Annotated in this window: 10 protein-coding genes; all 10 read left to right on the forward strand. The window is 69.5% G+C overall.

The features are described from left to right. Positions 1–175: 175 nt before the first annotated feature. The 10 genes from alaS to AC1RGU_RS07600 all read left to right on the forward strand — a co-directional run bounded on the left by alaS (position 176) and on the right by AC1RGU_RS07600 (position 12,077). The gene (alaS, locus tag AC1RGU_RS07555) at positions 176–2,800 is read left to right on the forward strand and encodes an alanine--tRNA ligase (RefSeq protein WP_492695768.1); all 2,625 of its coding nucleotides are present in this window, start codon (positions 176–178) and stop codon (positions 2,798–2,800) included. A 33-nt stretch (positions 2,801–2,833) separates the two neighbouring features. Beyond that, on the forward strand, positions 2,834–3,850 hold the full coding sequence (locus AC1RGU_RS07560; RefSeq protein WP_070060324.1) for a 2-dehydropantoate 2-reductase: 1,017 nt from the start codon (positions 2,834–2,836) through the stop codon (positions 3,848–3,850). Positions 3,851–3,903: 53 nt separating this feature from the next. Beyond that, positions 3,904–5,163, forward strand: a complete 1,260-nt coding sequence (locus AC1RGU_RS07565; RefSeq protein ID WP_095947540.1) for a D-amino acid dehydrogenase — start codon at positions 3,904–3,906, stop codon at positions 5,161–5,163. A gap of 191 nt (positions 5,164–5,354) precedes the next feature. Continuing rightward, complete coding sequence (locus AC1RGU_RS07570; protein WP_492695770.1) at positions 5,355–6,338, forward strand: Bug family tripartite tricarboxylate transporter substrate binding protein; 984 nt, start codon at positions 5,355–5,357, stop codon at positions 6,336–6,338. A 20-nt stretch (positions 6,339–6,358) separates the two neighbouring features. Beyond that, positions 6,359–7,174, forward strand: a complete 816-nt coding sequence (locus tag AC1RGU_RS07575; protein WP_492695772.1) for an SDR family oxidoreductase — start codon at positions 6,359–6,361, stop codon at positions 7,172–7,174. A gap of 43 nt (positions 7,175–7,217) precedes the next feature. After that, entirely contained in the window at positions 7,218–7,760 is a 543-nt protein-coding gene (locus AC1RGU_RS07580; RefSeq protein ID WP_492695774.1) for a cupin domain-containing protein, read from the forward strand. A 27-nt stretch (positions 7,761–7,787) separates the two neighbouring features. Continuing rightward, a complete protein-coding gene (locus tag AC1RGU_RS07585) occupies positions 7,788–8,657 on the forward strand; it encodes an alpha/beta fold hydrolase (RefSeq protein WP_159272146.1) in 870 nt (289 codons plus the stop codon). A gap of 36 nt (positions 8,658–8,693) precedes the next feature. Next, positions 8,694–9,527 (forward strand): IclR family transcriptional regulator, encoded by an 834-nt coding sequence (locus AC1RGU_RS07590; protein ID WP_070060330.1) that lies wholly within the window; start codon positions 8,694–8,696, stop codon positions 9,525–9,527. A 20-nt stretch (positions 9,528–9,547) separates the two neighbouring features. Then, positions 9,548–10,387: an SDR family oxidoreductase gene (locus AC1RGU_RS07595; RefSeq protein ID WP_492695776.1), complete on the forward strand. Its 840-nt coding sequence runs from the start codon at positions 9,548–9,550 to the stop codon at positions 10,385–10,387. After that, the gene (locus tag AC1RGU_RS07600; RefSeq protein WP_492695778.1) at positions 10,380–12,077 is read left to right on the forward strand and encodes a thiamine pyrophosphate-binding protein; all 1,698 of its coding nucleotides are present in this window, start codon (positions 10,380–10,382) and stop codon (positions 12,075–12,077) included. Before AC1RGU_RS07595 ends, AC1RGU_RS07600 begins: the two co-directional genes overlap by 8 nt. The last annotated feature ends 17 nt before the right edge of the window (positions 12,078–12,094 follow it).

Below are 12,094 nucleotides of genomic sequence, written 5' to 3' on the forward strand. Positions count from 1 at the left end.
ATTAGCCCCGGCTCCCGGATCGCGCGTGCGCAAGGCCCGCGGCGGGCCCGGGCACCATGCGCAAACCTATAATCGATTGTTCAAGCAAATCAAGCAGTTAGGCCGGTTCAACGCAGTGGTTTCGACGCAGGGTCGCCATCGCCAGGCCGCCCCCGACAGCAGACGAAATCCAAAGATGAGCCAGCCCACATTCACGGTCGCGGACATCCGCAAGACCTTTCTCGATTTCTTCGCCTCCAAGGGCCACACGGTGGTGCCTTCGAGCTCGCTGGTGCCGGGCAACGACCCGACGCTCATGTTCACGAACTCGGGCATGGTCCAGTTCAAGGACGTGTTCCTCGGCGAAGACAAGCGCCCCTACGTGCGCGCCGCCTCGGTGCAGGCCTGCCTGCGTGCCGGCGGCAAGCACAACGACCTCGAGAACGTGGGCTACACCGCGCGCCACCACACCTTCTTCGAGATGCTGGGCAACTGGAGCTTCGGCGACTACTTCAAGCGCGACTCGCTGAAGTGGGCCTTCGAGCTGCTGACCCAGGTCTACAAGCTGCCGGCCGAAAAGCTCTGGGCCACCGTCTACATCGAGGACGACGAGGCCTACGACATCTGGACCAAGGAAATCGGCCTGCCGCCCGAGCGCGTCGTGCGCATCGGCGACAACAAGGGCGGCCGCTACATGTCCGACAACTTCTGGATGATGGCCGACACGGGCCCGTGCGGCCCGTGCTCCGAAATCTTCTACGACCACGGCCCCGAGATCCCCGGCGGCCCGCCCGGCTCGCCCGATGAAGACGGCGACCGCTACATCGAGATCTGGAACAACGTGTTCATGCAGTTCGACATGCAGCCCGACGGCTCGGTCAAGAAACTGCCCGCACCCTGCGTCGACACCGGCATGGGCCTGGAGCGCCTGGCGGCGATCCTGCAACACGTGCACAGCAACTACGAAATCGACATCTTCGATGCGCTCATCAAGGCCGCAGGCCGCGAGACCGGCACGCAAGACCTATCGAACAACTCGCTGCGCGTGATCGCCGACCACATCCGCGCCACCTCCTTCCTGGTGGCCGACGGCGTCATTCCGTCGAACGAAGGCCGCGGCTACGTGCAGCGGCGCATCGTGCGCCGCGCCATCCGTCACGGCTACAAGCTGGGCCAGAAGAAGCCCTTCTTCCACAAGCTGGTGCCCGACCTCGTGAAGCTCATGGGCGACGCCTACCCCAAGCTGGTGGCCGACGAGAAACGCATCATCGACACGCTGAAGGCCGAAGAAGAACGCTTCTTCGAAACGCTGGCCAACGGCATGGAAATCCTCGACGCGGCGCTGGCCGGCGATGCCAAGGTGCTGCCGGGCGACGTCGCCTTCAAGCTGCACGACACCTACGGCTTCCCGCTCGACCTGTCGGCCGACGTGTGCCGCGAGCGCGGCCTGAGCGTCGACGAAGCGGGCTTTCACGCCGCGATGGAAAAGCAGAAGGCCGCGGGCCGTGCCGCCGGCAAGTTCAAGATGGACCGCAACGTCGAGTACGCCGGCGCGGGCAACACCTTCACCGGCTACGACCACCTGGAAGCAAACGCCAAGGTCGTCGCGCTGTACCTCGAAGGCGTGGCCGTCGACGAACTGAAGGAAGGCCAGAGCGGCATCGTGGTGCTCGATACCACGCCGTTCTATTCGGAGAGCGGCGGCCAGGTCGGCGACCAGGGCGTGCTCGTGGCCGAAGGCGTGCAGTTCGGCGTCGACGACACGCAGAAGATCAAGGCCGACGTGTTCGGCCACCACGGCACGCAAACGCAAGGCACGCTGAAGGTCGGCGACGCGGTCAAGGCCGCCGTCGACACCGCGCGCCGCGCCGCCACCATGCGCAACCACTCGGTCACCCACTTGATGCACAAGGCCCTGCGCGAAGTGCTGGGCGACCACGTGCAACAGAAGGGCTCGCTGGTCGACGCCGACAAGACGCGCTTCGACTTCGCGCACAACGCAGCCGTCACGCGCGAGCAGATCCTCGAGATCGAAAAGCGCGTCAACGCCGAGATCCTGGACAACGCGCCCACGCAGGCGCGCGTGATGGACCTCGAATCGGCCCAGAAGACCGGCGCCATGATGCTGTTCGGCGAGAAGTACGGCGAGACCGTGCGCGTGCTCGACATCGGCACCAGCCGCGAACTGTGCGGCGGCACCCACGTGGGCCGCACGGGCGACATCGGCCTGTTCAAGATCGTCAGCGAAGGCGGCGTGGCCGCCGGCGTGCGCCGCATCGAGGCCGTCACGGGTGCCAATGCGCTGTCGTACCTGCAGGACCTCGAGTCGACCGTGCACAGCGTGGCCGCCACGCTCAAGTCGCCGGCCGCCGAGCTGCAGGGTCGCCTCTCGCAGGTGCTGGAGCAGGTCAAGACGCTCGAACGCGAAGTGGGCGCGCTCAAGGGCAAGCTCGCGTCGTCCAAGGGTGACGAGCTCGTCGCGCAGGCGGTGGACGTCAACGGCATCAAGGTGCTCGCGGCCAAGCTCGACGGCGCCGACGCCAAGACGCTGCGCGACACCATGGACAAGCTCAAGGACAAGCTGAAGACCGCCGCCATCGTGCTGGCCGCCGTCGACGGCGACAAGGTGCAGATCGCGGCTGGCGTCACGGCCGACAGCATCGGCAAGGTCAAGGCCGGCGAGCTGGTCAACTTCGTGGCCCAGCAGGTCGGTGGCAAGGGCGGCGGCAAGCCCGACATGGCCATGGCCGGCGGCACCGACGCCGCGGGCCTGCCGGCCGCGCTGCAATCGGTGCAGGCCTGGGTCGCCCAACGGACCTGAGGTCCTTTCCGCTCACTACCCACACAGCACTTCATGTCCGACGCGATCCCCGGTGAAGTGCTCGTGATGGGGGCGGGCACCATCGGCTGCTTCATCGGCGGCAGCCTGGCGGCGGCGGGCGTGCCCGTCACCTTCGTCGGCCGCCCGCGCGTGCTCGACAAGCTTGCGCGCCACGGCCTCACGCTCACCGACCTCGACGGCGCCCGGCACAAGCTGGCGGCGCCCACGCTGCGCCTGTGCGAGCAGGTGCCGGTGGGTGCGCGGCCCGCGCTGGTGCTGCTGTGCGTGAAGAGCGGCGCCACGGCCGAGGCGGCGCGCGAACTGGCCTTTGCCTTGCCGGCCGGCACCACGGTGGTTTCGCTGCAGAACGGCATCTCGAACTGCGCCGCCGCAGGACAGGCCGGCCCGTCGCTGAACATCCGCGCCGGCATGGTGCCGTACAACGTGGCCGAGATCGACGACGGCGCCTTCCATCGCGGCACGCCCGGCCGGCTGGCCGCGGAAGACGACCCCGCGCTGCGCGACTGGCTGCCCGTGTTCGAGCGCGCCGGCGTGCCGCTCGACCTGCATGCCGACCTGCTGCCGGTGCAATGGGGCAAGCTGCTGCTCAACCTCAACAACCCGGTCAATGCGCTGTCGGGCCTGCCGCTGCGCGACGAGCTCATGCAGCGCGGCTACCGCCGCTGCTTCGCGGCGCTCATCGATGAAACGCTGGGCGTGCTGCGCACCGGCGGCATCGTGCCCGCGCAGGTGGCGGCCGTGCCGGCGCGGCGCTTGCCGGGCCTGCTGCGGTTGCCCGACTGGCTGTTTCGCATCGTCGCGGCGCGCATGCTGCGCATCGACGCCAAGGCGCGCTCCAGCATGGCCGACGACCTCGCGTTGGGCCGTCGCACCGAGATCGACGCACTCAGCGGCGAGGTGGTGCGGCTCGCGCAGGAGCACGGCCTGAGCGCGCCGCGCAACGCGCGCATGGTCGCCTTGCTCGAGGCCTGGCCGCAACAGCCGAAGCGCTGGACGGCGCGCGAACTGCAGGACTCGCTGGGCCTGTAAGCGCCGACCCTGTACCCTCGGCCCATGGCGGCTTTCAAGAGGGAGGGGTTGTCATGCAGGTCCTGATTCTCGGCAGCGGTGTCATCGGCACCTCGGTGGCGTACTACCTGGCGCGCGCCGGGCATGCGGTGACGGTGCTGGAGCGCCAGCCGGCGCCCGCGCTCGAAACCAGCTTCGGCAATGCCGGCGAAGTCTCGCCCGGCTACTCGGCGCCCTGGGCCGGGCCCGGCGTGCCGGTGAAAGCGATCAAGTGGATGCTCATGCAGCACAGCCCGCTGGTCATCAAGCCGATGCTCGATCCGGCCATGTGGCGCTGGGGCCTGTCGATGCTGCGCAACTGCACGCAGGCACGCTACGAACTCAACAAGGGCCGCATGGTGCGGCTGGCCGAATACAGCCGAGACTGCCTGAAGGCGCTGCGCGCCGACACGGGCATCCGCTACGACGAGCGCATGCAGGGCACGTTGCAGCTCTTTCGCACGCAAGCGCAGCTCGACGGCACAGCGAAGGACGTCGAGGTGCTGAAGGCGTCGGGCGTGCCCTACCAGGTGCTCGACCGCGACGGCTGCGTGTTGCATGAGCCCGCGCTCGGCGCCGTGAAGGACAAGTTCGTCGGCGGCCTGCGCCTGCCGGGCGACGAGACCGGCGACTGCTTCAAGTTCACGCAGGCGCTGGCCAAGCTGGCCGAAGCCGAAGGCGTGCAATTCAGATTCGGCGTGAACATCCAGGCCCTCGAACACGAAGCGGGGAAGGGCGTGACCGGCGTGCGCACCGACCAGGGCCATTTCACCGCCGACCGCTACGTGGTCGCGCTCGGCAGCTACTCGCCCGCGCTGGTGCGCCCGCTGGGCATCGACCTGCCGGTGTACCCGGTCAAGGGCTTCTCGATCACGGTGCCCATCACCGACGCGAGCGGCGCACCCGAATCCACCGTGATGGACGAGACCTTCAAGGTCGCCGTCACGCGCCTGGGCGATCGCATCCGCGTGGGCGGCACGGCGCAGCTCTCGGGCTTCGACCTCGCGCTCGATGCGCGGCGGCGCGACACGCTCGAGCACGTCGTGACCGACCTGTTCCCGCGCGGCGGCCCGGTGCGCGATGCGTCCTTCTGGACCGGCCTGCGCCCCATGACACCCGACGGCACGCCGGTGATCGGCGCCACCCGCGTGCCCAACCTGCTGCTGAGCACCGGCCACGGCACGCTCGGCTGGACCATGGCGGCCGGCACCGGCCGCGTGATGGCCGACCTGGTCGCGGGCAGGGCGCCCGAGATCGACATGGAAGGCCTGACCGTGGCGCGCTACGGCGGGTAGCCGCTCCGCGCTTTCCCCCTCGAAGGGCGGCCCGAAACGGCCGCCCTTTTTCGTGGGCCGCGCAGCCTGGCTTCACCTTAACTAGGGTTTTTACCTAGTCATGAAGTTGTCTTCGTCGGTATTCTCGCGGTGTTCCATTAATAAATCGTTGTTTCTTTAGTGAAACAAGCCACCGATTCCACGGACCCTCGATGACACACACTCGCCGCCTCGCCATCGCCGCTGCCTTCTCCCTGGCCGCCGCTTGCGCTTCCGGACTCGCCTGGGCAGACACCTACCCCAGCAAACCGATCACGCTGGTCGTTGCCTATCCGGCGGGTGGCGACACCGACGCCCTGGCGCGCCTGTACGCCGAAAAGCTCTCGGCCCGCGTCGGCCAGCCCGTGGTGGTCGACAACCGCCCCGGCGCCAGCGGCATCATCGGCAGCGCCTTCGTGTCGAAGGCCGCGCCCGACGGCTACACGCTGCTGCTCGCGCCCAGCACCTTCTCGATCGCGCAGCTGGTGCTCAAGACCGGCAGCACCTCGGGCTACGACGTGCTCAACGGCTTCACGCCGATCGTGCAGACCGGCAACCTGCCGCTGTTCCTCGTGGCCAGCGGCGCCAAGGGCTACACCGGCCTGAAGGACGCGGTGGCCGCGGCCAAGGGCGGCAAGTCGCTGAGCTACGCCAGCCCGGGCAGCGGCTCGCCGATGCACATCCTGGGCGAGATGTTCGCCCGCGCCTCCGGCACCAGCCTGGCGCACGTGCCGTACAAGGGCGTGGCGCCCGCCGTCAACGACGTGCTCGGCGGCCACGTGCCGGTGACCTTCATCACGCTCGGCCCGGTGGCGCCGTACATGCCCAACGGCAAGATGGTCCCGCTGGCCGTGGCCTCGCGCGAGCGCTCGCCGCTCGCGCCCAAGGTGCCGACCTTCGCCGAGTTGGGCTACAAGGACGTCGAGCTCACCGCCTGGAACGGCCTGTGGGGCCCGCGCAACCTGCCGCCCGAAATCGTGAAGACGCTCAACGGCCACTTCAACGAGATCCTGAAGATGCCCGACATCGTCGCGCGCATGGCCGTGCTGGGCACCACGCCCGTGGGCGGCGACGCCGACGTGCTGGCCAAGACCAACGCCGCCGACTTCGCGCGCTTCGGCAAGGTCATCAAGGAACTCGGCATCCAGGCCGACTGAACTTCACGGAGACGCCCGTCATGACCGACCTCAAAGCCATCGCCGATCCCTCCAGCCTGCAGGCCCTGCTGGCCGAGATGCCCGCCAACCTGCTGGCCGGCCGCCGCGTGCTCGTGACCGGCGGTGCGCGCGGCCTGGGCCTGGCGTTCGCGCAGTGCGTGGCCGCAGCGGGTGCGAGCGTGGTGCTGGCCGACATCCTCGGCGAGCTGGCCGAGACCGAAGCCAAGGCGCTGCGCGATGCCGGCCACACGGCGCACGCGCTGGCGATCGACCTGTCGGACCCGGCCTCCATCGAGGCGGGCGCCGCCGAGGCAGTGCGCCTGCTGGGCGGCCTGGACGGCCTCGTCAACAACGCCGCCATCACCAACTCGGGCGGGCGCGACGCGCACCAGCTCGAGATCGACATGTGGGATCGTGTGATGAACGTCAACGTGCGCGGCAGCTGGCTCATGGGCCGCGCCTGCCGCCCCGCGCTGGCGGCCAGCGGCCGTGGCGCCATCGTCAACCTCGCGTCGGACACGGCGCTGTGGGGCGCGCCCAACCTGCTGGCCTATGCCTCGAGCAAGGGCGCCGTCATTTCCATGACGCGCTCGCTGGCGCGCGAATGGGGCGGCGACAACATCACGGTGAACGCCGTGGCCCCCGGCCTCACGCTGGTCGAGGCCACCGAGTACGTGCCGATGGCGCGCCACCAGAAGTACCTCGAAGGCCGCGCCATCCCGCGCGAGCAGCAGGCGGCCGACGTCTGCGGCGCGACCGTGTTCCTGCTGTCCGGCCTGGCGCGCTTCGTCACCGGCCAGCTGCTTGCCGTCAACGGCGGCTTCGCGATGCACTGAACCCGTCACCACCGACCGAATTTCCCGACCAAGGAGTACACCCATGAGCGATTTGTCCGAACAGCAGAAGATCAACAACGCCAACACCCTGGCGCAGCCCGAGGGCAGCAGCCTGGCCGAGTGGATGAACACCCGCATCGCCCGCTACGAAACCCGCAAGTACGACTGGGACGCGCTGAAGTTCCAGGCCGACTTCGACCCCAAGTTCCGCCGCGCGCAGATGCGCTACGTGGGCACCGGCGGCACCGGTGTCGCGGCCGACACCAACACCGTGCCCTCGGAGCACTTCACCTTCTCGACCATGGTGATCCCGGCCGGCCACGAAGGCCCGCCGCACATCCACACCGACGTGGAAGAGGTGTTCTTCCTGATCCGCGGCAAGCTCAAGGTCGTGATCGAGAAGGACGGCGAGCGCTTCGAAACCATCATGACCGACCGCGACCTGATCTCGGTGCCGCCCGGCGTGTACCGCGAAGAGATCAACATCGGCGACGAAGACGCGCTGATGTGCGTGATGCTCGGCGCCAAGAAGCCGGTCACGCCGACGTACCCCGCCGACCACCCGCTGGCCAAGATCAAGCGCTGAGCGAGCAAGCAAGCGAGCGAACAGGCCATGAGCACCGTCGACATCTCCGCGCAGACCCTGCCGGCTTCCGAGCTGGCGCGGCTCGACGCGCGCTTTCCGGCCCGCGACGTCGCGGTGGGCGGCGGTGCGGTGGTGTCGGTGCGCGAATGCGGGCAGGGCCCGGTGATCGTGTGCCTGCACGGCATCGGTTCGGGCGCGGCCTCGTGGCTCGACACCGCGGCGCTGCTGGCGCCGCAGGCCTGCCTCATCGCCTGGGACGCACCGGGCTACGGCCGCTCGACGCCGCTGGCCTCGGCCGCGCCGACCGCCGCCGACTACGCCGCACGCCTTGAAGAAATGCTCGATGCGCTCTCGATCCGCTCCTGCGTGCTCGTCGGCCATTCGTTGGGTGCCATCGTCGCCGCGTCGGCCGCCCGCAGCGATGCGAGCGCCAGTGCCCGCATCCGCCGCCTCGTGCTCGTGAGCCCCGCCATCGGTTATGGTGCCGCCGCGCGCATCGACGCCCGCGCCAAGGTGCGCGCCGAACGCCTGGCCACGCTCGACGACCTCGGCATTGCCGGCATGGCCGCCAAGCGCGCGGGCCGGCTCGTGTCCGACGGTGCCTCCGAGCACGCCCGCCAGTGGGTGCGCTGGAACATGGCGCGCCTGAACGACCACGGCTATCGCCAGGCCGTCGAGCTGCTGTGCAACGCCGACCTGTTGGCCGACCTGCCGCCGCCGATGCCCGTGCGCGTGGCCTGCGGTGCGCTCGACGTCGTCACGCCGCCCGCCGCCTGCGAAGAAGTCGCGCGCCGCTGCGGCGTGCCCCTCGAATTGGTGGACGATGCGGGTCACGCCGGCTATGTGGAACAACCGCAGGCCGTCGCCGCCTTGCTGCGCGAATCGCTCGCCGGCTGACCCGACACGAACAAGACAACCGAGAGGAATTCCAAGATGGCCACCGACAACGAAGTGATGGAAGAGGGCGCAGACCGCTACAACGTGCCCGCGCTGGAGCGCGGCCTGCGCGTGCTGTGCGAGTTCAGCCGCGAGAGCCGCACGCTCTCCGCGCCCGAGCTGGCGCGCCGCTTCGACCTGCCGCGCTCGACCGTCTTCCGCCTGCTCACCACGCTGGAGAACATGGGCTTCCTCGAGCGCGCCGAGGGCGGGCGCGACTACCGCCTGGGCTTGGCCGTGCTGCGCCTGGGCTTCGAATACCTGGCCTCGCTGGAGCTCACGCAGCTGGGCACGCCGCTGCTCAACCGCCTGTGCGACGAGCTGCGCACGCCCTGCAACCTCGTGGTGCGCGACGGCCGCTCGATCGTCTACGTCGCCAAGGTGGCGCCGGCCACGCCGTTCGCCAGCTCGGTCACGGTGGGCACGCGCCTGCCGGCCCACGCCACGGTGCTGGGCCGCATCCTGCTCGAAGACCTCACGCTGCCGCAGCTGCGCGCGCTGTACCCCGAAGACAAGCTCGAGACCTTCTCCCCGAGCACGCCCAAGACCGTGAACGAACTGTTCGACATGGTGCAGGCCGACCGCCAGCGCGGCTACGTGCTGGGCGAGGGCTTCTTCGAATCGAACATCTCGACCATCGCCGCGCCGGTGCGCGACCACAGCGGCCACATCGTGGCGGCGCTGGGCGCCACCATCACCTCGGGCCACATCGACGAGAACCGCATGGACGAGATGGTGCAGCGCGTGCGCGGCACCGCCGACGAGATATCGGGCCTGCTCAATTACTCGCCCGCGCGCACCAGCAAGGTGGTTCCGCTGCGTAGCGCCTGACGACTGATTTGCGACCGACCATGACGACCTCTGCCCCTTCCTCCTCCTTCTTCGCCGCCGACGCACTGGCCGGCCGTGTGGCCGTGGTCACGGGCGGGTCGTCGGGCATCGGCCTGGCCACCGTCGAGCTGCTGCTCGGCTGCGGCGCCGCCGTGGCGCTGTGCGGGCGCAACGCCGAACGGCTCGATGCCGCCGTGGCCGGCCTGCGCGCGCAATACCCCGACGCCAAGCTGTTCGCGCAGACCTGCGACGTGCTGGACGCCGCCTCGGTGCGCGCCTTCGCCGCCGCCAGCGAGGCCGCGCTCGGCCCGGCGTCGATGCTGGTCAACAACGCAGGGCAGGGGCGCGTCTCCACCTTCGCCGACACCGACGACGCGGCCTGGATGCAAGAGCTGAACCTGAAGTTCTTCTCGGTCATCCACCCGACGCGCGCCTTCCTGCCGCAGCTCACGGCGCAGCGCGCGGTGCTGGGCGATGCCGCCATCGTCTGCGCCAACTCGCTGCTGGCACGCCAGCCCGAGCCGCACATGGTCGCCACCTCGGCCGCGCGCGCGGGCCTGTTGAACCTCGTGCGCTCCATGGCCACCGAGTTCGCGCCGCAGGGCGTGCGCGTCAACGGCATCCTGATCGGCCTGGTCGAGTCGGGCCAGTGGCGCCGCCGCTTCGAGGCGCGCGAAGACAAGTCGCAGGACTGGGCCGCCTGGAGCCGCCAGCTCGCCGTCACCAAACACATCCCGCTGGGTCGCCTGGGGCTTCCGACCGAAGCCGCGCGCGCGATCCTTTTCCTTGCTTCACCGCTCGCGTCGTACACGACCGGCAGCCACATCGACATCTCCGGAGGCCATTCCCGCCATGCATAACCCCAACAACACCGTCACGGTCGGCGCCGTCGTCGCCGCGTTTCTCGAGCAGTGCGGCGTCAAGGCAGCCTTCGGCGTGATCTCGATCCACAACATGCCGATCCTCGATGCCTTCGCGCAGCGCGGCACGGTGCGCTTCATCTCGGCGCGCGGCGAGGCCGGCGCGGGCAACATGGCCGACGCCTATGCGCGCTCCACCGCCAGCCTGGGCGTGTGCATCACCAGCACCGGCCCGGCCGCGGGCAACATCGCCGGCAGCATGGTCGAGGCACTGACCGCCGGCGCGCCGCTCTTGCACATCACGGGCCAGATCGAGACGCCGTACCTGGACAAGGGCATGTCGTACATCCACGAAGCGCCCGACCAGCTCACCATGCTCAAGGCGGTGTCGAAGGCCGCGCTGCGCGTGCGCAGCGTCGAGACGGTGCTGGGCACGCTCAAGCGCGCGGTGCAGCTCGCCATGACCGCGCCGACCGGCCCGGTGAGCGTGGAGATTCCGATCGACATCCAGTCGGCGCTCACGACCATGCCGGCCGACCTCTCGCCGCTGCCCATCGAGCGCCCCGTGCCTTCGGCCGCCGGCCTCGATGCACTGGCCGCGCGCCTGGCCACCGCCAAGCGCCCGCTGCTGTGGGTCGGTGGCGGTGCCCGCCATGCGCGCAGTGCGATCCAGCGCCTGCAGAAGCTGGGCTTCGGCGTGGTCACGACCACGCAGGGCCGCGGCACGGTGCCCGAGGACGATGCCGGCTCGCTCGGCGCCTACAACATCCAGAAGCCCGTCGAGGCCTTCTATCAAACCTGCGACGCGATGCTCGTGGTCGGTTCGCGCCTGCGCGGCAACGAGACGCTCAAGTACGAACTGAAGCTGCCGCGCCCGCTGTACCGCATCGACGCCGATGCCGCCGCCGAAGGCCGCTGCTACGCGTCCGAAGCCTTTGTCTGCGGCGATTCCGCGCTGGCCCTCGACGGCCTGGCCGACCGCCTCGAAGCCGCGAAGTACCAGGCCGACCCGCAGCTGCTGGTCGACCTGCGCGCCGCGCACGACCAGGCCGTGGCCACGCTGCGAGACGGCCTCGGCCCGTATGCCGAACTCGTGCGCCAGCTGCAGTCGGTGGCCGGCCGCAAGTTCAACTGGGTGCGCGACGTCACGGTGTCCAACAGCACCTGGGGCAACCGCGAGCTGCGCGTGTTCGAACCCAGCGCCGGCGTGCACGCCACGGGCGGCGGCATCGGCCAGGGCATGCCCATGGCCATCGGCGCGGCCATCGGCGCGGCGGTGACGGGCTCGGGCCGCAAGACCTTCTGCCTGGCCGGCGACGGCGGCTTCATCCTGAACCTGGGCGAGCTGGCCTGCATGGTGCAGGAGAAGGCGCCCATGGTCATCGTGCTCATGAACGACAAGAGCTACGGCGTCATCAAGAACATCCAGGACGCGCAGTACGGCGGCCGCCAGTGCTACGCCGAGCTGCACACGCCCGACTACGACCTGCTGTGCAAGTCGATCGCGCTGCCGCACGCTCGCGTGAAAGACCTGGCCGACCTGCCGGCGCAGCTGGACCAGGCGCTCGCCGCCAACGGCCCGTTCCTGCTGGAGATCGACATGCTGTCGATCGGCGGTTTCAAGACCAGCTTCGCCGGCCCGCCGACCAACACGGTCACGCAGATTCCCGCGCTCGGCGCGGCCAAGTGAGCGAACGCGGAGCCCCA

It is taken from the genome of Variovorax sp. GW823-FHT02B07, from assembly GCF_058797695.1.